The 19,815-nt window shown below is 42.0% G+C and carries 16 protein-coding genes and 1 tRNA gene; 8 read left to right on the top strand and 9 right to left on the bottom strand.

The annotated features are described in order from the left end of the window. The first annotated feature begins 127 nt into the window (after positions 1-127). From MFMK1_RS04575 to MFMK1_RS04605, 7 genes are all read left to right on the top strand, one after another. Positions 128-643 carry a GNAT family N-acetyltransferase gene (locus MFMK1_RS04575; RefSeq protein WP_366923969.1) on the top strand — a complete coding sequence of 172 codons (516 nt, stop codon included), beginning with the start codon at positions 128-130 and terminating at the stop codon, positions 641-643. A gap of 142 nt (positions 644-785) precedes the next feature. Then, positions 786-861 (top strand) — tRNA-Ala (locus MFMK1_RS04580). Positions 862-1,177: 316 nt separating this feature from the next. Then, on the top strand, positions 1,178-1,984 hold the full coding sequence (locus MFMK1_RS04585) for an epoxyqueuosine reductase (protein WP_366923970.1): 807 nt from the start codon (positions 1,178-1,180) through the stop codon (positions 1,982-1,984). A 412-nt stretch (positions 1,985-2,396) separates the two neighbouring features. Continuing rightward, positions 2,397-3,986 (top strand): hydrogenase iron-sulfur subunit, encoded by a 1,590-nt coding sequence (locus tag MFMK1_RS04590; RefSeq protein WP_366923971.1) that lies wholly within the window; start codon positions 2,397-2,399, stop codon positions 3,984-3,986. Continuing rightward, positions 3,979-4,890, top strand: coding sequence for an NADH-quinone oxidoreductase subunit B family protein (locus tag MFMK1_RS04595; protein WP_366923972.1), 912 nt, complete (start codon positions 3,979-3,981; stop codon positions 4,888-4,890). Before MFMK1_RS04590 ends, MFMK1_RS04595 begins: the two co-directional genes overlap by 8 nt. Continuing rightward, entirely contained in the window at positions 4,883-6,307 is a 1,425-nt protein-coding gene (locus tag MFMK1_RS04600; protein WP_366923973.1) for a Ni/Fe hydrogenase subunit alpha, read from the top strand. The genes MFMK1_RS04595 and MFMK1_RS04600 overlap by 8 nt, the downstream gene beginning before the upstream one ends. Further along, complete coding sequence (locus tag MFMK1_RS04605) at positions 6,307-6,546, top strand: hypothetical protein (protein WP_366923974.1); 240 nt, start codon at positions 6,307-6,309, stop codon at positions 6,544-6,546. The genes MFMK1_RS04600 and MFMK1_RS04605 overlap by 1 nt, the downstream gene beginning before the upstream one ends. Here MFMK1_RS04605 and MFMK1_RS04610 read toward each other — a convergent pair. From MFMK1_RS04610 to MFMK1_RS04650, 9 genes are all read right to left on the bottom strand, one after another. Next, a complete protein-coding gene (locus tag MFMK1_RS04610) occupies positions 6,517-6,987 on the bottom strand; it encodes a hydrogenase maturation protease (protein ID WP_366923975.1) in 471 nt (156 codons plus the stop codon). The two genes, MFMK1_RS04605 and MFMK1_RS04610, sit on opposite strands and share 30 nt — an antisense overlap. Before the next feature lie 35 nt (positions 6,988-7,022). After that, a complete protein-coding gene (locus tag MFMK1_RS04615) occupies positions 7,023-7,865 on the bottom strand; it encodes a response regulator (RefSeq protein ID WP_366923976.1) in 843 nt (280 codons plus the stop codon). A gap of 13 nt (positions 7,866-7,878) precedes the next feature. Further along, entirely contained in the window at positions 7,879-8,724 is an 846-nt protein-coding gene (locus MFMK1_RS04620; RefSeq protein WP_366923977.1) for a CheR family methyltransferase, read from the bottom strand. Further along, positions 8,714-9,826, bottom strand: coding sequence for a CheB methylesterase domain-containing protein (locus tag MFMK1_RS04625; RefSeq protein ID WP_366923978.1), 1,113 nt, complete (start codon positions 9,824-9,826; stop codon positions 8,714-8,716). The genes MFMK1_RS04620 and MFMK1_RS04625 overlap by 11 nt, the downstream gene beginning before the upstream one ends. Before the next feature lie 16 nt (positions 9,827-9,842). Next, positions 9,843-10,742: a chemotaxis protein CheW gene (locus MFMK1_RS04630; RefSeq protein ID WP_366923979.1), complete on the bottom strand. Its 900-nt coding sequence runs from the start codon at positions 10,740-10,742 to the stop codon at positions 9,843-9,845. 102 nt (positions 10,743-10,844) lie between these two features. Then, positions 10,845-12,422, bottom strand: a complete 1,578-nt coding sequence (locus MFMK1_RS04635; protein WP_366923980.1) for a methyl-accepting chemotaxis protein — start codon at positions 12,420-12,422, stop codon at positions 10,845-10,847. Then, entirely contained in the window at positions 12,406-15,426 is a 3,021-nt protein-coding gene (locus MFMK1_RS04640) for a hybrid sensor histidine kinase/response regulator (protein WP_366923981.1), read from the bottom strand. Before MFMK1_RS04640 ends, MFMK1_RS04635 begins: the two co-directional genes overlap by 17 nt. Before the next feature lie 393 nt (positions 15,427-15,819). Continuing rightward, positions 15,820-16,626, bottom strand: coding sequence for an ABC transporter permease (locus MFMK1_RS04645; RefSeq protein ID WP_366923982.1), 807 nt, complete (start codon positions 16,624-16,626; stop codon positions 15,820-15,822). After that, the gene (locus MFMK1_RS04650) at positions 16,619-17,596 is read right to left on the bottom strand and encodes an ABC transporter ATP-binding protein (RefSeq protein ID WP_366923983.1); all 978 of its coding nucleotides are present in this window, start codon (positions 17,594-17,596) and stop codon (positions 16,619-16,621) included. Before MFMK1_RS04650 ends, MFMK1_RS04645 begins: the two co-directional genes overlap by 8 nt. Before the next feature lie 298 nt (positions 17,597-17,894). Between MFMK1_RS04650 and MFMK1_RS04655 the strand changes: the two genes are divergently transcribed. Further along, positions 17,895-19,805 (top strand): ABC-F family ATP-binding cassette domain-containing protein, encoded by a 1,911-nt coding sequence (locus MFMK1_RS04655; RefSeq protein WP_366923984.1) that lies wholly within the window; start codon positions 17,895-17,897, stop codon positions 19,803-19,805. Positions 19,806-19,815: the final 10 nt, after the last annotated feature.

Below are 19,815 nucleotides of genomic sequence, written 5' to 3' on the forward strand. Positions count from 1 at the left end.
ATTATTATAAAGTGACAAAGGAACAGGTGCGGCATTCGCGACTGTTTCTTTTTTTTGAAGCACACTGTTTAGAGTATTAATGCCGCTGAAGGTATGAGACCGTTTTTAATACTGAAAGGATGGTAAAATGGATTCCCAAGACATTATTTTGCGTCGCGAAGTTTACAGGGATGACCTTTATTGTCTGCTTGGTTGGGTCAATGATGACCAAGTGACTAAACATCTGAATGAACAACAATCATTGGGGCGAGACATTGAACAAGCAATTAATGGCAGCAGCAATGAGATTTTCACCCATCGGTTCAATCATAATGGCCGCTTTTTTCTAGTGGAAGAAGAGGAAGAAGAACAGCCCATTGGTTATATGCGCTTAGTAAACAAGGCCGAAGAGGGCGAAATTGTCCTGGCCATTGGTGAAAAGGATAAATGGGGCCAGGGATTGGGGAAACAAACCCTCTGGGAAGGGCTCAAAGTGGCCTTCTTTAACATGCGTTTGGATGGTCTCTATGCTAAGATAAATAAGCAAAATAAACGTTCCTTGAAGTTATTTAAAAGAATGGGCTTCAAGAATATTAAGGATACAGACCAGGAAAAAGTATATTACCTGTCCCAGGAAAAGTTTTTGGAATTGGCAGTCGCGTAAATATTTACTAGCAAAAGGAACTTGATTAATTGCCTATTTTGTGGCATAATGAATTTTGCGTCAAGTGACGCCAATTGGGGCCATAACTCAGCTGGAAGGACATCTAAGCTGAAATGCTCCCCAGAAAAACTTCATACCCTGTGGGGGCGTAGCTCAGCTGGGAGAGCGCTAGACTGGCAGTCTAGAGGTCAGGGGTTCGAGCCCCCTCGTCTCCACCACATTTCATGCGGGATCCACTAGGTGGATCAGGGCCGTCCAGGCCTTGGTTCGGGTGCGATTCCTGAGTCCCGCTCCAGTAGATAAGATAAGAGTAACCTTTTGGTTGCTCTTTTTTTATGGTGGAACAGTATGTCGCTTTCTCGTATTAGGTTTTATTTCATTCAAGGATATTAGGGTATATCTGTAGAAACGGTATTAATAGGCTTATTGCAGTAATAAGTTAAAAAATAAATGCATTTGGATACAAAAACGCACTTTACAAGAAATGCTTGCAGGATGCTGATGTTATTTTTATTTTATATGAGGAGGCAGATTATGAATGTATTAAAGCTCTATTCAAGAATTTTGTCAAAAGCAAAAGAAGAAGGAGCATCACTTGTGGGAATTGCAAATGTGCAAGATTTAAAAAAGGCACCTTCTTACACAGCCGCACCTGTAATGCCACCTTATAATGGTGTTGGTGCAAATAAGGAAAGAATAGAAGGCCTTAAAAGCGGTGAAGTGAGGTGGCCTCAAGGGGCAAAGTCTGTAATTGTTATAGCCTATGCTCACCCTAAAGAAAAGCCTGAGTTGGACTTTCGTTATGGAAGTAAAGGCCCAAGTGGTAATAAAAAACTTATTCAGATTGCTGATAACCTCATAAAATGGCTGCAGCAGGAGCATCTTGGGGTCAACGCAGTCAATTTGCCCTACCATGTGGAAAGGGGCGGTATATACTTAAAGGATGCTGCTGTATTTGCTGGTTTGGGGTGCATCGGAAGGAACAATTTACTTGTTACACCTGAATATGGCCCTCGTATTAGGTTAAGAGGCATAGCAGCAGATATTAATCTCCCTTCCACCGGACCCACATTTTTTGACCCATGCGAATATTGCGACGAACTATGCAAGGAGCCTTGTCCTCAGGATAGTTTTAAGGAACAAGTATATACCTCTCAACAACTTGGAAGAAAGGAACTGCCGGGTAGAGTTGGTGATTATAACCGTACAATATGCAATATTCAAATGAAAATAGATGAAGATAAGGCAAAACCGCAAAGCGTAGAAGGTATTGAACGAAGGGTGCGTGTAGTCAAGTACTGCAGGGTCTGCGAGTTTTCATGCCCGATAGGACAGTCTTAAACATAGAACGAGCCCCATCGCCTCCAGCATATTTGCGGGATCCACTAGGTGGATCATGGCCGTCCAGGCCTTGGTTCGGGTGCGATTCCTGAGTCCCGCTCCGATACTTAAGAGTAACCGAAAGGTTACTTTTTTTGTTTGCGAGGATACCTGCCGATGTAGAAGGATTTCACTTGCTACATTGTTATTAAGACCACATTTTGATAAAAAGCGTCATTTCATAAGCCGGTTAGATACCAAAACATAAGTTGCTTATTCAACTGGATAAAAGAAAACATCAACCACTATGTTTAAATAAACTTATTGGAATTTTTAAGAAAATTCATTTAAAAACAGGAAGAAGATTCCTTATTGGCGAAAAACATAATATAATGGTTCATTTAGTCGATACGGGCAGAAGGGGGAAGTGAATTTGCATATTGGGTTGTTCTTTTCTACTGTCAATGGCTTAATCACGCAATCAGTAGACGTCCACAAGCTAGCCAGGGATTATTCTGATCAGTTTGTTGTTTCAGTGTTTGAGGATTTTTTTAATGCGCAGGAAATACAGGATATGTTAATAAAAATGGAGGTTAATTCTTTAGATGCGGTTCTATTGATTGGCGAATCGCCTTTAGCATATAGAAACCGCCGGTCAGCTGATTTCATGCTCGAAGGTATTGAGGGTTTGGGGATAAATCCCAATAAGGTTGGATTTGTGAATTTGAAGGAACAGTTAGCTTTAGTTCATCCAGGTAAAAATTCTGTTCATACAGAAAAGGCAAAGCTGCTAATTGATGCTGAGATTGCGAGATTAGTAGAAGCCCACGATTTAGAAATTATCCCAATTGCACCAAGGAAGACCGTAGCAATTATTGGTGCTACGCCGGCAGGTTTTTTAGCTTCTCAACAACTACTGCAAAAGAATTATATGGTGCATATGATTGAAAATGACAAGGTGGACTTAAATCAGTTAGCTAAAAGTTCACGAGACCTACATCCAGTGATTACCTACGTACATAGACATTCAAACTTTCACTTGCACACAGCGGCCACCGTTAATGAATTTTACGGATATGTCGGAGATTATTCATTGCAACTTGATATAGCAGGGGACTCCGTTTCTTTAGCTGCCGGGGCTGTTATTATCGCTGACTTTAATAATTTGGATTTGGTCCGTAGGATGCAGTCTTTGCTGCACATAGATATTGATGAGGATGGGTATTTTGCCTCTCGGAATCAAGATACCTTGGCTGTACATAGCTCTGAGCCAGGAATTTTTCTCATACCTACTGGGCAGGAGCGCATAGGATTTACCGCTGCTATGGCTGATTCGGCGGTGTTAGCAGTAATAGAACTACTGGATTGTCGGGAAATAAAACATAGGGTTGCCATTTCTGACATTAATACAGAGCTATGCAGTGCTTGTGGCACCTGCGTCAAGACTTGCCTTTTTCATGCATGTAAAATAGATTCGGTAGCCAAAGTTTCTATTATTGATGCAAAACGATGTAAGGGCTGTGGCAGTTGTGTAACAGCCTGTCCTACTGGTGCAAGAGACTTACTGACTTATCCCAAACAGTATTTGTTCAAAGCAGTCAGTATTTTATCCCAGTTGGAAACAGAAGAACATAAGATTTTGGTGTTACTGTGTGAAGGTTGTGGGTATCAGGCGTTAGATGAAGCGGCTTTACAGGGAGTGCAGTATCCCGTTGGCGTGTTGCCGCTGAAGGTGCGCTGCGGTGGTATCATTGATACGCAGCTTATTTTAGAGGCGTTCCATCAGGGCTTTGATGGGGTTATTATTTGTAAATGTCAGGATGGCCATTGCTCTAATATAACCGGCAATATTGATTTGGATAGAAGGGCAAACCTATTTAGGGAAGTACTGAGGAGCCGTAAGATAGACCCTGAGCGGATGCGCATTGTTGATGCGTCTCAACAGGACGGCAATAGGTGTATTGAAGCGATTTTAGAGCTTGGCCAAGGTTTATCTGAAAGAGGGGGTGGGCGGAATGAGTAAGAAGACAGTCGCTACAGCTTGGCTCCAGGGATGCTCTGGCTGTCACATCTCAATCTTGGATTTACATCAAGAATTAGTGGAACTGTTAGGTGACATCGAGATATTGAGCTCACCGTTGGTAGATATAAAGGAATTTCCTCGGGTGGACATCTGCTTAGTCGAAGGCGCAGTTGGAACTGAGGGTGATGTTAGAAAGTTGCAGGAACTGCGGCAAAAGTCAGATGTTTTAGTTGCTCTAGGGACCTGTGCTTGCTTTGGTGGGATTTCCGGGTTACGAAACTTATACAAGAAAGATGAAGTACTTGAGCACTGCTATACTAATGTCAGAAATGTGAATAAGAATGGGACTATACCTTCATCAGAAGATGTTCCAGCATTGTTAGAGAGTGTTAAGCCGGTGGGGGAACTTGCTAAGATAGACTATCAAATTCCTGGCTGTCCGCCTTTACCAGGGACCATAAAAACGGTTTTACAAGCACTAATTACCGGGAAGGAACCCGTACTGCCGCAAAGAAGTCTCTGTGCTGAGTGTGACCGGGAGCAGCGGGAGTTGTTAAAGCCAACCCGTGAATTTATTGCGGACTCAGTTGTTGCATTCATGGAACTTGAGGAAATTGACCCGGTTAAGTGTTTCCTGGAGCAAGGAGTGCTTTGCATGGGGTTGGCAACCAGAGAAGGATGCCATGCCCGTTGTTTGAAAGGGAATGTTCCTTGTCGTGGCTGTATGGGGCCTACTCCTGGGGCCATGGAACAAGGGGCCAAGCTTATCAATTCTTTAGCTTCTGTCTTGCCCGCAGGAGGATTAATGTTTATGGAAGATATAGTGGGAACTGGTTACAGATATTCAATGCCATCCTCCATCATTCCTAATATTAGCAGAAAGGAGGAGGAAATTGATGAGTAAAAAAATTATTATTAAACCTGTAACAAGAATTGAAGGTCACGGTAAAGTTTCAATCCAATTAGACGAGCAGGGCAATGCTATAAATTCAAAATTTATTGTCGAGGAATTTCGTGGCTTTGAAAAATTCTGTGAAGGAAGAATGCTGTGGGAAATGCCTTTAATTACCTCGCGAATCTGCGGCATCTGCCCGGTTAGTCATCATTTAACTGCCGTAAAGGCCATTGAAAATGTGCTGAATGTTCAGGTGCCGCCGCAGGCAGAACTGTTGCGTAGGTTAATGCATATGGCCCAGTTTATCCATAACCATGCACTACATTTCTTTTATCTTTCTATGCCAGACTTATTGTTTAGTCCCGATGGTGACCCTAAGGATAGGAATTTCTTTGGCGTTATGGCCAGCGCGCCGGAGCTAGCTCAGAAAGCTATCCGCTTACGGCAGATCGGTCAGAATATCGTTCATAGAGTAGGCGGACGATCAATACATCCTGTCACGGCTATTCCTGGTGGCATGAGCAAACCCCTGACTCATGAAGAGAGGTTTGAATCCTCTAAAGAGATTGATGAAGCATTAGCATTAGTAGAATTGGCATTAGATACTTGTAAAACATTATTTGAGGAACATGGGGAATTGTTGACTAAGCTTGGCTCTGTAGACAAGAACTACTTGGGGTTGGTTAAAGAGGGGTCTTTGGAACTTTACGATGGGATGTTACATTTGGTAAACGGAAATGGTGTTTTAGTCAAACAATTTGCAGGTGAAGATTACCTTGATTATATTGATGAATATAGTACTAATGATACTTATTCTAAGTTTCCCTATTATAAAGAACTGAATTACGATAAAGGAACTTACCAGGTTGGTCCCTTAGCTAGGCTTAATATAGTTGGACAAGTGAATACGCCTTTGGCTAACAAAGAACTTCAGAATTTTAAAGCCTTTGCAGAGGGGTATTCGGTTAACCAAACCATGTATTATCATTATGCGCGAATGATTGAGCTGCTGTATGCAGTAGAGCACGCTAAGCAATTGTTAGATGAAGATGCTATCGTTAGTAAGGATGTTCGGGTGTCTGTGAATCGGGCTGGAGGGAAAGGGAGCGGTGTAATAGAGGCACCGCGCGGGACCCTTATGCACCATTATCAGGCAGATGATACGGGTAAAATAATAAAGGCCGATATTATAGTGCCTACAACTCATAATAACGCTGCCATTAACGAGTCTGTCAATCAGGCGGCAAGGACATTTATCAAAGGCGGAGAGGTTGCGGAAGGCTTGCTTAACCGTGTTGAGATGGCAATCCGTTGTTATGACCCATGCTTATCCTGTTCTACTCATCAAATAGGGATGATGCCTCTCATTATTAATATACGTTCCGCCGATGGCGAACTAGTTAGTAGCATTAGGAGGGATGGTTGATGACGCCTTCTGAGGCTATGGGAGAAATAAAAAGGGAATTGGAGAATGTTTTTGGAAAAGGGTTGACGGGTATAATTATGATAAGTGCCCGGAAAATTGCCAACCCATCTCCTATTATGAAGAAGGAGCATTATTTGGAAATGGTTCAGCAAATTTGTGTGGATAAACGGGTGGTAGAAATGTTAGGGGCTGCTGGTGCAAAACAAAAATCAAATAATTGGAAAAAGCTCCTCGATTAGCTCACGCACAGTGTTGGCACCTTTCTTTGCTATGACATCGGTTTCATTAGATACGGTGGAATTAAATGCGAAATCACGACAGGCTAAAGCTACTAAATAACATTCGGGGCTGCTGCCAAAGATTCTCTCAGTAAGATAAAGCAGATTTGGAATAGAACTAATATGGCTAGTGAAACCTGGTGTAGAATTTTTTGGTGCTAATTTTCTGACTTCTGCTATCCCTTCCTCAATTCTAGCATCAACATCCACAAAAATTACGACTTTATAATCTTTTATCGATGTAGTGTGGGTTACATCAATTTGGTGCGCTGTTTCCAAAGTCACATATTGATTAAGAGATGTTGGTAAAGTTTTTTCTAAGGTTTTTATTACTAGTGAGCCGGTGGTATCATCACCCCGTAATGGATTGCCCAGACTGATAACAAGTATTTTAGGTTTCATACGATTCTCCTTAGCTAACATTTGTTATGAAGTAATTACCGTGAAATAAACAGGTATAATTTCATTGTGACATTAATTTCCTCGATGGTAAAGGTGTGGGATGTGAAGGATAGGTGATTATTCATAACTGCAAGGCTATGTTCCTTTATTAACCCTGTCATAAGGACTGGGGTCAGGACATCTGAAGCTGTTCTACCTGATGCATTAAGTGCTATTTTGGAAATGATGTTTGAAATACCTTTTAATAAATTACTATCCGATATGCCCTCAATAGGTTGCTGGGATTGTAATGAGACTACTTGCGCTGCACTTTCTTTTTCGATAATGATAAAGCCTACTCCATATTCTCTGCCCCAGAAATTAATTTGCCCGCTAATAAAGCTCTGCTCCTCCGAGGATAAGGTATGAGGTTTTTTCTCCGAATCATTCAAGTTATAAGTTATCTTTTTAGCTGTTATCTGATGCAAAGTTTCCTTAATGGCAATGCTTAAAGATCTACTAAAGGGTTCTACAGCGCCGGTACAATCTGTGATCTTTTTTATCAATTCTTGGGAAGTAAAGGGTTTCGTCAGGTAGTGGCTGGCACCGGCTTGAATAGCTTCAATAATACTTTTACGTTCATTTTTAGTAGTGGTCATAATAACAGGGATATCTTTTAATTGGCTATCCTGTTTAATAGTTACTAGTACCTCCATACCATTCATTTTTGGCATATTCCAATCCAAAAGTACCAAATCAATGTCTTGATGTTGGCCACGTAAAATTCTTAAGGCATCGACACCGTTTTCTGCCTCCAGCACTGTTACTTCTAAAGATGAGGTAGCCTGTTTAATAAGGGTCCTAATTAGCCGTACATCGTCTACCGCAAGTATCTTCAAAATAATTCCTCCTTCAGTTCAAGCTTCTGTAAAAAACATCTCCGGCATGTTTTTCCATTATAAAACCAGATTTATAGTTGGGAAAAACCTCCGAATTCCCTAAAAAAAGTGCGCCTTTTGGTTTTGGCATCTTTGATATCTTGTTAAAAAATTTGACTTTCACGTCATCAGAGAAATATATGGTAACATAACGACAGAGGATAACATCAAAACTTCCTAACGGCCAGAAAGGAGCGACAAGATTAAATTGCTTAAACTGAACCATTTTTTTGATCTTTTCATTAAGGACCCAGGTCCCGGATTTTTGCGTGAAATATTTCCGTTTAAGCGTTTGTGTCAGACCACGCGCCATCGCAATGCTGTCATAGGCTCCAGTCTTCGCAGTAGCCAATGCACTGGTGGAAACATCAGTTGCCAGTAGTACAAAATCCCGTCGTAAATCCAGTCTGCCTCGGCAGGATAAATAATTATTAATGCATATGGCAGTAGAATAAGGTTCTTGACCGGTAGAACAGGCAGCACTCCAGATGCGTACTTGGGAACGTTTCCCTTGGTCAAACTCACTAAGGTAGAGGGGGAGGAGGACATCCTCCAGCACTCGCCAGGGTGTTTTATCTCTAAACCACATGGTTTCGTGATTGGTAGCTATCTCGAATATTTTCTGTGTTAAAGTATTGTCGGATCTATTATTAAGGTTGTAATATAATTCTAAAAAGCTCCGATAACCAAAGGTGCTAAGCAGCTTGGTCAACTTATTTTCGATGAGGAAAATCTTTTCTTGTGGGATATGAATTCCCGTTAGCTGCGTTATTTTCTTTTGAATAAGCATAAATTCTTGATTAGACAGCTTAGCATTCACGTTTTACATCCCCACTTGAAACTATTTTTATTATTTCCATGGCTAAATCTTTCAAGTCTTTCACCTGGTCAACCAGACCAGCATTTACAACGCTTTTAGGCATTCCGTAAACAGCGCAGCTGCCTTCATTTTGGGCCAGACAATAGCAGTTACAGCTACTTTTTAATGCTTTTACACCATTTGTACCATCTGTGCCCATACCTGTTAAAATGATAGCTAAAATATTTTTTCCGGCATAAGCAGCAGCGACAGAGCTAAATAGCACATCTGCAGCCGGCCGGACACCATTCACAGGTGGTGTTGCTAATAACTTAGTAATCCTTTTCCCCCGAGAGATACGTATGGTTGAATGTAGACCGCCGGGAGCGATCATTATTTGGCCAGGCTCAATAGGGTCTCCTTCATGAAGTTCGGTCACGGGTAAAGAGGATACCTTATTTAAGGAACGAGCCAGGTTTTTAGTAAGCTTTATTGGCATGTGCTGAATAACCAAGATGGGTATATCAAAGTTTGGTGGTAGTTTCCTGCAGATACTTTCCAGGGCAGCGGGGCCACCAGTTGAAGCAGCCATCACCACTAATTCAACAGGTTTTAATTGAGTTTGGGCGGCAACCTTCCCATTGGGTATCATTTGTTCAAACTCTGGCCCGATAGTGTTGGGTACCAACCTTTTCTTAGTAATGGATGTAAATTTGTTAGTGATTACTTGAGTAAAAATTCCATTGAGTTGATTGCGTATCCCTTCAAAATGTTTCTTCGTGCCGCATTCATGTGGGAGGAGGAGGAAATCCAAAACATCCAACTCTGGAAGCGAATGTAACCGCACGATACTATCTTTTTCGTTATGTTGAACAGCTAAAATTAGGTGAAGATTTGGATGAGTCTGACTAATAACATTAACGGTGGAAAGGACTGCTTTTTTTGGTGGTACCCCTATGATTATTAAAACATCAATTGTTGAAGATGATATCTTCTCTAGCATAGTTGTTTCCTCGGATGTGGCACATACAACTTGAGCAAGCTCTGTGCTTTTCACGGCATCAACCAAATGTCTTTTGTTCAAACTGTTTGCAGTCAGTATTACAACGTTCAACTTATTCAAGGGTTCACCAGCCTATCTATTGGTATTCCAGTATCGCATTATGATCGATTAACCTCAGCAGTTCATGCTCCAATTTAATTACTTTAGACACAAATTTATTCTCCTGCTCCCCAATATTTGCCGGGGGATGCTCGGACATTTCCATATTAATTTCAGTAACTGATCCGGGCTGGTCAATTAAGAAGCCAACGAAATTATGATCGCCGCCTGCACATTTTAGAATTATACAGCAAGATTGGGTTAGACTTTGAGATGTTTCACAGTTTAACAGTTTTGCTAAGTTGATTAAAGTGACAACTTGGCCCCGCATATTAAATAACCCTACAATATGGTCGGGCGTATCCGGCACCAATGTAAACTCGATTTTACGGTTAATTTCTTTAACAGCGGTTATGTCCAATCCGTAATGATTGTTGGAGAGATAAAAGGAAAGCACCTTACTTACCGGAGCTGCCAATGTTTCAGTTTTATAAACTGTATTTTTTTCAATTTCAGTTTCAGTGTTTAGCTCCACCACTGGAGGTTGATCGGTTACGGCATTTGGGCAAGTGTTAATAAACAAAGACAACTTATTTAATTCATGAGAGATATCTAAGTTATCGCTGTTTTCAACATCTGCGACCATTTGTTTCAAACAATCATTAGCTGATAAGAGATTATCAATCATTTCATCAGTTGTCGCCGTACCATTTTTAACTTTATCAAAAATGTTTTCCATAGAGTGAGATAACTGAACAATATTTTGCAAACTAAAGAATCCGGCTGTTCCTTTGATACTGTGCACAGCTCGAAATAGCTCATCAATGGTTTTGTTCTCGGTAGGGCCGTTTTCCAAATTAAGCAGCTCTATTTCAACAGTTTCTATGTGGGTTAAGGCTTCTTCCACAAATTCTTTTAAAAGCTCGGCATTTTCCACTTTGCGACACCTCTTTATCTAAAGGGAAAAATAAAAATCACCCTTGGATATTATAAACTGAGCAAAATTTCTTCCTTGGCGTTTTGCTATAATCCCTCACTTTCACCGTGTTTTGAGGAATTCAAGTTTATCGCCATGGGACGTCATTATCTCAAAGGAAGCGGCTAGTTCTTTTGTGAAACCATCTACTTCTTTCGCCGCCGCAACTGTATCATTAGCTTCTATGCTAACTTCCTTAATGCTGGCTGTAGCTTGGGTGATATTTCTAGCTACATCTGCTGCATCATCGGCAACTTGAGTAACTTTTTCTGAAGCAGTAAGGGTGTTTTCAGCAATTTCGTTGGCCGTAAGAGATAGTTCATTGGCTGATTGGGCTATTTCTTGGACACCTTTAGATGCCTCCGAAGTATTGCTGGCAACTTGTTCCGAATTAGAAGCAACTTCCGTAATTTCATTAGTAATAAGACTGACCTTTTCCGCAGCGGATATGATTGATTTCGAGATTTCCCCGGTTGTGGCTGATTGTTCCGCAACTGCGGTGGCGATGGTATTAGTAATGGTTGTGCTTTCGTCAATAATTTGTGTGATGGTTTCTACGGCATTAACCGCTCCTTGCATGCTTCCCTGCATGGTTTCAATCTGTTGACTGATTTCATCTGTTGCTTCAGCGGTTTGTTTAGCCAGTTCTTTTACTTCATTAGCTACTACGGCAAAGCCGCGGCCTGCTTCTCCAGCACCTGCTGCTTCTATCGCCGCATTTAGCGCTAACATATTTGTCTGATCGGCAATGTCGTTAATAACACCAATTATTTTTCCTATCTGTTTTGAGGAATTGTTCAATTTTTCAATAATTTCTTTTGTCTCCCATGCACTAGTTTCTGCTTCAGCCGTGATTTCGGTAGAACGTTCACAGTTATTACTAACTTCATTAAGCGATATGTTAATCTCCTTAACAGCTGTGGCAACGTTATTAACGGCTTCGGACATGTCCTGGGCTGAGTGGGAAATATTATTTATGCTAATGGATATTTGGTCTACACCATCGCTGACTTGGTCTACACTTACAGAGATTTCTTCGGAGGCGGAAGCTAAACCCTGGATGGTAATAAACATTTCGTTCGCTGAAGAAGCAATAAGGTTGATGCGGTCGCTGGCTTCGGAGGAAACAGTAGCGGTACCTTGGACGTTTTCGGAGGTTTCCGTAACTGTTAGGGCTATCGTTTGGGCTTGTGCGGCCATAATTTCGGTTTTTGCTATCATATTACCGGCGCCCACATGCAGGTTTTCCAATGTCCCATTGAAAGTGGCACTGCTAATATTAACATCCGTGAGTACGCCTTCGATTTTATCTAATAACGTATGGCACGAAGCAGTTAGCTGTCCTATTTCATCATTTTTGGAATGGAACTCCTTAGTTGCTATTAATTCTCCTTGGTCAGTCTGAGGTAGTATTGCTTGGAGGTTTTTGATAGGATTAACTACCAGGCTTGTCAGCACTAAATTAAAGACCATAGTAGCAAGTATCACTACAATAAATGCAGCAGTTAATAAAGCTCCGGGGATTGCTAAAGTTTGGGCTTGAGAATGGTTATAAAAGAGGATCAGTAGTAATGACACTGCCATTAGAGTGATAAAGGTGACCGTCAGTTTAAATTTAATACTTCTAAAATTTTTTTTCATAATATTCCCTCCCAGTTTGGCAAATACTTTCTTCCAATTCAAAACCATCATTTGCTGATGAGTTACCTGCTGCCTTGTTTTCTTCAAGGGCCAGCCGCACTTTAGACAGAAAGCGGTCTTTGCTCAGCTTGATTTCGTAGTAGTCAAACCCTGCCTCTATGCCTTCTTCCATGCTTCGCTGGTCGTTTCTGGTTGTGACCGCAATTACGGGTAATTTAGCCAATTTGTTGTCGCTGCGTATCCGTTTTACTAGCTCAAACCCATTCATCACAGGCATTACGATATCGCTAACCACCAAGTCCACTTTAGTGTGCTGCAGCAAATCCAAAGCTTCTCTGCCGTTAGCCGCTGATAATACCTGGTATCCTGCTGATTCTAAGTAATTTTTTTCCGTTTTTGCAAAGAAGGGAGTATCTTCAACTAACAGAATGGTGTTTTTCTTATCTGTTGCATACTCCTTTGGAGAAACATAATGTTCCGGGTCAGCCAGCTCAAACAGTTCGTACATGTTGATAATAAGGGTGATACGATTGCCCAATACAGCAGAGCCTAATAAGCCTTTCTCTTTTAAATCATGGGGATTGAAGGAAATGTTAGTTTCTACCGTATCTACCATTTGCTCTATAAGAATACCGATTGGGTGTTTAACCAATTTAGGGATGATTACAAATAATTTATTGCTATTACTTTCTGTTTTGCCAACAGAAAGGTAATTTTCCAGCCGAATAACTCGCAGTGCCGTTTCTCTAAACTGAATAAATTCTTTATCACCAATTGTTTCTATTTGTTCAGCCGTGATCTTTTCCACTCGTGCTACCATACTTAGGTCAATGCAGAATGTCTCCGGTCCTGAACATTTGAATAAGAGCAGGTTTTGCTTCTCGTTGAGGTGGTCCTCAGTAACAAGGCTATGAGAAGAAACTATTTCTTGTTTTTCAGAAAATTTAAATCCAGCTTTAGCAGCAATTCCTTCCAAATCCAATATCATAGCAATTTTACCATCTCCCAGCACCGTTATGCCAGAGTAACACGGGCAGTCTTTTAGATGTCGGGGTAGGTTCTTAACTAAAATTTCTTCGTCATCCAGAATACGATCAACAATTAAGCCAAATCTTTTTGACCCGCTTTTAACCACCAACACCCTGATTAGTTGGGTTGATGTATTGTTTTCTGCGATACCTAGTACATCACTAAGACGAACAGTGGGGACGAGCTTTCCTCTTAGTCGTAATACCAAAGAGTCTTGGAAGACCTGCAGTTTCCCAACAGATTCTTCGGGCTTTATCCGCACCATTTCCTGAAGGTTTACCTGGGGAAGAGCAAATTTTAGCCCCTCTACTTCAATTAACAAGGAATGAACTATTGCTAAAGTAATTGGAAGGGTTAAGCGGAACGTAGCCCCTTGCCCCGGGTTGTTGAGGATTTCCATCACACCGCCCAGCTTATCAATGTTATTTTTTACTACGTCCAGACCTACCCCTCTACCGGACAGATCCGTAACTTGATCGGCGGTGGAGAAACCGGTACGAAACAAAAGGTCTAGCAACTCACGTTCCCCCATAAGAGCTAGCTCACTGGTATCTACAAGTGAATTTTCTTGTGCCTTGGTTTTTAGTTTCTCCAGGTCAATACCGCTGCCGTTGTCTATAACGTCGATTATAACGTGACCGCCTTCGTGGTATGCTTTTAGAGAAATAGTCCCTGTTTTTAGCTTACCTAATTGTTCCCGCTGTTCAGGTGTTTCAATGCCGTGGTCTATTGAGTTGCGAACAAGGTGAGTAAGCGGGTCACCTAACGACTCAACAATGGTCTTGTCCAACTCTACATCATTACCTTCAATTTTAAGTTCAATATTTTTGCCGGTTTGTTTGGACAACTCACGCGTCAGTCGAGGGAATTTATGAAATACTTTTGCTAAGGGCTGCATCCGAGTCTGCATAACTTTTTCCTGCAATTCGGTGGTAATCCTATCAACATTTTGCAGCACACCGTTGAGACCGGGAATATCCTTTCGGTGTGTTTCTACCACTCTGAGAAGACGGTTTCTCCCGAGCACCATTTCACTCGCTAGATTTAACAAATCATTAAGCAAGTTAATATTTACACGAACCACTTCACTATTGTGCAATGTTTTGCTGCTTGGCTTGCTAGTAATAATAGCTTGGTTAGCATTCCTCGATACGTTGGCTAGAGACTTGCCATAGTTAAAAGTGTTCTGCGTGTCTTCAGTATGTTCTTTATCAAATAATGCGAGGGGAGAGGGAGAGGGGCTTTTTTTAGTACATTCTTCCCTAGCTGTTTTGACATCTAGTTCTTCAATATTTCGTACAGGGATATCTAAAGCGGCAGCGACCAAATCTTTTTCCAAGACAGTAGTTATGACAAACACCTGACCGCTATCAGATGAAGGCGTAGTATCTGTTTTAAAATAGTAGTGGTGGACAATTTGGCCAATTGTTGCTACATTTTCAACCATCCCCCGCGGGGTTTGGCAGGAAAATTTAAAGATATTATGGCCGTGGCTAACCGCATCAGTCAGCATAAACTGGTAGTCCATGGAAGCTGACGGTGTAGTTTCGTTAAAGGACATTTCATCGGAAGACGTGCTGTTTTTGCTAAGCCCAAGTTGTTGGCATTCAATAACTTCAGTTAGTTTGGATAAGTGGTCTGATATATCCATATTAGTGCTGTTAGCTGTATCTTGAACCATTTTATTTAAACAGTCATTGGCTGACAGAATATTGGTAGTAATTTCATCAGTAATAATTAGGCTGCCGTTTTTAACCTGGTCGAATATAGTTTCCATGGCGTGAGATAATTCCACGATGTTTTGGAGGCTGAAAAAGCCGGCGGCACCCTTGATACTGTGCAAGGCACGAAAAATTTCGTGTATAGTATCCGTGTCACCTGTGCCATTTTCTAATTTCAGCAGTTCACTTTCCACTGCACTTATATGTTCAAGGGTTTCTTCCCTAAATTCCTTTAGAAGTTCATTAGTTTGCAAAAGACTCACCCCACTTTAGGTACGACTAGGTTGAATACTTAATATGAAGAGATAAACTAAAAGTATATAATTACCATTAAGATTATAATATTTCCCATTAAGGAAGGGATTTCCTGCAATAAATGTCGAGAATTCCGTATAGTTGTTGTTTATTAATATATTTGGGAAGATTAGGTAGGTGGGAGTTACGTTTTATTGAAGATTTTATTGTCCTAAGGTCGTACAAAATTTACCGTCGGGTACTTTAGGCAGAGTGTTTGTTGTAGCATGTTCGAGAGTATTTGTGCAAAATCGGATGGAGTTCTCGCTATATGTAATGACTAATAAATACCGGGGAATAAGTCCCCGGTATTAAAGCGCACTCTTTGCAAAAATTTTAAGATAGCCCTTGTTTTATTGCACCAGCCTGTTCTTCACCATTACCAATGGAATACGCAATGATGCAAGCGTTACGACCCCAAGCCAGGCTACATGCCCCAGCAAAGTTGAATCGACGTTACCTAACACCAGGGGCCGGATAACTTCTACCGCATGGTAAAGCGGAGTTAGCCCGGGCAGGAACCTGATCCCTGCAGGCAAGTTGTCGATGGGAAAAAAGATACCGGAGAACAGGAACATGGGCGAGATAAAGATAGTAAAAAAGTAGCCAAAAGAATCGTAGTTAGGTGCCAAGCTGGTCCAGATTAAGGACATGGTGGAAAAAATCGCCGCCATCAGGGCCAAAGGAATAATTATCAGGAAAAAGAGCGGGGAATGAACAAGACCAAACATGGCAACTACCAGGAAGAAAACTATGCCATAGAGGACTCCTTTAAAAGTACCATATAATATTTCACCCATAACCACGTCGTCCATACTCACTGGAGTGGCGACCATGGCATGAAAGGTCTTCTGAAGGGTCATTCTGGTATAGCTGCCGTAGGTAGCTTCATAGGTGGTTGAAAACATGGCAGAGGAAGCGATGAGACCAGGGGCCAGGAAGCTAATATAGGAGAGGCCATTTATCTGACTAACGTAAACGCCCAGGCCAAAACCCATCGCCCATAGGTAAAGCAGGGGTTCCATAAAGTTAAACATCAGCTGGGCTTTCCAAGTCTTTCTGAAGACCGACAAGTTGCGGTAGAATACCCGCCAAATCAGGGGCAGGGAAAGGTCGGGCCAAGTGAAGAATTCTTTGAGCAGCTTGCTTGTATTACTCATGTTCGCCATCCCCATATTCCCCAGGGTTGTCTTTAAAGGTCTCCCCGGTGAGTTTTAAATACACATCTTCCAGGTTGGTGGAACGTAGGCGGCGGGACGACAATGAAACGCCCAGGGATTGTGCGCCGGAAGCAATCCGTTCCTCCAGTTCACTCCCACTGTTGGTGAAAAGGATTAAGATGTCCCCCAGTACGTGATGAGCCTTAAGGAGTTCTCCGGCCCTTTCCAGCAGAAGGCTATGCTCCTCCGGCTTTACACCCAGCTCCAGGGCTTGTCCGCCCACATGCCGTTCAATCAGCTCTAGGGGCGCTCCTTCCTCCAGGATCTCGCCCTTGTGCAGGATTATCAGCCTGTCGCAGAGCTGGCTGGCTTCCTCCAGGTAATGGGTAGTCAAGAGCATGGTGATACCCATTTTTTTTAGTTTGCGCAGGCGCTGCCAAACAAGATGGCGGGCATAGGGATCTAGCCCCGTAGTCGGTTCGTCTAGGATCAGAAGTTCGGGCCGGTTGATAAGAGCCCTGCCAATGGTCAGGCGGCGCTTAAGCCCCCCTGAAAGCTGGTCTACCAAAGACCCGGACTTCCCTGTAAGCTCCATAAACTCCAGGATTTCAGCGGCCCTCTCTCGGGCTGTCTTCTTGTTTATCCGGAAGTAACCGGCATACACCAACAGATTATTAAACACTGTCAACTCCGGATCCAGATTGTCTTCCTGGGGAACCACCCCGATTTTGGCCTTTATTTCCCGTCCATAGCTGTTGATGTCCCGACCGAATACTTCCAAGGTACCGGAAGTGACCGGTGAAAAGCCGTGGACCATCTTGACAAAAGAAGTCTTGCCCGCGCCGTTGGGGCCTAAGAGCCCGAAACACTCGCCACGGTAAACGGTCAAATTCAGACCCTTAACGGCTTCAAGTTCGGCAAACTTTTTGACCAGGTTAGTGGCTGTTATAATATTCTCGCCAATACTCATAATGCTCTCTCCAATTCCAGCCTAATCCGCGAATGGTCCGCTGGTCCATGAGCTACATTAACCAGTTCCGGACTAAGGGGACTACTATAGGATCCTCTATATTGCACTTCCCTACTTTTAATATTACTTGTAATATATTTACTTTAGTAATTATAGCTTGTTAGATGGAAATACACAAACATACATGCCCTAGGTCCAACGACCCACGCACATGCGCCTAATTGGCGGAGTTTTATTTATGCCTATTATGGACTATAATGAATTTTGAGCTAATTAAAAAACTTAAAGAGGTTATATTATGAGTATTTTGACAGTAGAAAATCTAACAAAATCATATGGTGAAAAGGTTTTATTTAGTGATATCTCTTTTACAATTGCTGACAAGCAGCGGATTGGTTTGATTGGGGTCAACGGGACCGGCAAGTCAACTTTATTAAAGATAATTGCCGGTATTGAGACTGCGGAAAAAGGGAAGGTCACACATGCCAATAAATTTCAGATTGAATACTTACCGCAGCATCCCATTTTGGACGGTCAATTGACGGTTTTAGATCAAATCTACTTTGGCGATAATTCTTTGATGAAAGTATTGAGAGATTATGAGCAGGCAGCTAATGAACTGGAGAAAAATCCTAATAATACGGGCAAACAGGACAAACTATCTTTTCTGCAGCAAGAAATGGATCGCATGAATGCTTGGGACGCTAGTAGTATGGCTAAAACAATCTTGACTCGTTTGGGTATCGAAAACTTTAGTCAGCCTGTGAAAGAATTGTCAGAGGGTCAGAAAAAAAGGGTTGCTATTGCTAAGGCATTGGTGCAACCTGCAGATTTGCTGGTGTTGGATGAACCGACCAACCATCTGGACAATGAAATTATTGAATGGTTGGAGCGGTTTTTAACACAGTATCAAGGAGCTCTATTGGTTATAACTCATGATCGCTACTTTCTAAATAGGGTGACTAATAGGATACTTGAGTTAGACCAAGGAAAGCTCTACGGCTATGAGGGAAACTATGAAGCTTATCTTGCCGGTAAAGCCCAGCGAGAAGAGCAGACGATTACTGCGGAAAAAAAGCGGCAGAATCTTCTTCGCAAGGAATTAGCGTGGCTTAAGCGGGGAGCTAAGGCCCGGTCCACTAAGCAAAAAGCACGCGTACAACAGGTGCATCAAATACAGGAACAAGAAGTGGACATGCACAAAAAGGACTTGGAGTTTGCCATCGGTTCCCAGCGATTAGGGAAAAAAGTGCTGGAACTAAAGGGGATATCAAAAAAGTATGGCGGAGAAAGGTTAATTAGTGATTTTAGTTACCGGATCGGGCCTGGTGAGAAATTAGGCATTATCGGACCTAATGGTGCCGGCAAGACAACACTACTAAAAATAATGGCTGGTTTTATTGAACCGGATGCCGGTGTTGTCGAAATTGGACAGACAGTAAAGGTTGGCTTTTATAGCCAGAACTACGTGGACATGGACCTTGATTTAAGAGTTATCGAGTATATTAGAGAAGGGGCAGACAATGTTAAAACGGCGGACGGTCAGTGGATAACTGCCGAACAGATGCTGGAGAGATTCTTATTTCCCCGTAGTCAGCAGTGGGCCTATATTGGAAAATTGTCCGGTGGAGAGCGGCGACGCTTATATCTTTTGCGGAGATTGATGGAAGAGCCTAATGTCTTATTCTTGGATGAGCCTACTAACGACCTGGATACCGAAACATTGTCAATTTTGGAAGACTACCTAGAACAATTCCCCGCTAGTGTCATTACCGTATCTCATGATCGTTTTTTCCTGGACCGGGTGGTAGATCGTTTGATCGCTTTTGAGAATGATGGTGTCATTAGCAAGTTTGCAGGTAATTACACAGAGTATTTGGAGTTACAAAAACACGAGAAAGAAAAGAAACCGGCTAGCAAAAAGGACCAAAAGAAGAGTGTGCCCACCTCGATTAATAAAGAACAACCTAGAAAACTATCATACATGCAACAGCGGGAATGGGATGAAATTGAGGGTAAGATTGCTTCCTTGGAACAGCGGAAAAACCAATTGCAAGAGGACATTACCATGGTAGGAAGTGATTATGAACGTGTGCAGCAACTATATAAAGAGCAGCAGCAGGTGGATGAAGAATTAGACCAATTTATGGAACGATGGACTGAACTGTCTCTTTTAATTGAAGAGATTGAACAAAGAACACAAAAGTAAAGGTAAAGAT

Origin of the sequence: Metallumcola ferriviriculae (assembly GCF_035573695.1) — a bacterium.
Taxonomy (GTDB): Bacteria; Bacillota; JADQBR01; order JADQBR01; family JADQBR01; genus Metallumcola; species Metallumcola ferriviriculae.

What these genes read in the sequence shown, in the direction of transcription:
- MFMK1_RS04575 (WP_366923969.1), top strand. Translation starts at nt 128, where the DNA reads ATGGATTCCCAAGACATTATTTTGCGTCGCGAAGTTTACAGGGATGAC.
- MFMK1_RS04585 (WP_366923970.1), top strand. Translation starts at nt 1,178, where the DNA reads ATGAATGTATTAAAGCTCTATTCAAGAATTTTGTCAAAAGCAAAAGAA.
- MFMK1_RS04595 (WP_366923972.1), top strand. Translation starts at nt 3,979, where the DNA reads ATGAGTAAGAAGACAGTCGCTACAGCTTGGCTCCAGGGATGCTCTGGC.
- MFMK1_RS04600 (WP_366923973.1), top strand. Translation starts at nt 4,883, where the DNA reads ATGAGTAAAAAAATTATTATTAAACCTGTAACAAGAATTGAAGGTCAC.
- MFMK1_RS04605 (WP_366923974.1), top strand. Translation starts at nt 6,307, where the DNA reads ATGACGCCTTCTGAGGCTATGGGAGAAATAAAAAGGGAATTGGAGAAT.
- MFMK1_RS04610 (WP_366923975.1), bottom strand. Translation starts at nt 6,987, where the DNA reads ATGAAACCTAAAATACTTGTTATCAGTCTGGGCAATCCATTACGGGGT.
- MFMK1_RS04635 (WP_366923980.1), bottom strand. Translation starts at nt 12,422, where the DNA reads ATGAAAAAAAATTTTAGAAGTATTAAATTTAAACTGACGGTCACCTTT.
- MFMK1_RS04645 (WP_366923982.1), bottom strand. Translation starts at nt 16,626, where the DNA reads ATGAGTAATACAAGCAAGCTGCTCAAAGAATTCTTCACTTGGCCCGAC.
- MFMK1_RS04650 (WP_366923983.1), bottom strand. Translation starts at nt 17,596, where the DNA reads ATGAGTATTGGCGAGAATATTATAACAGCCACTAACCTGGTCAAAAAG.
- MFMK1_RS04655 (WP_366923984.1), top strand. Translation starts at nt 17,895, where the DNA reads ATGAGTATTTTGACAGTAGAAAATCTAACAAAATCATATGGTGAAAAG.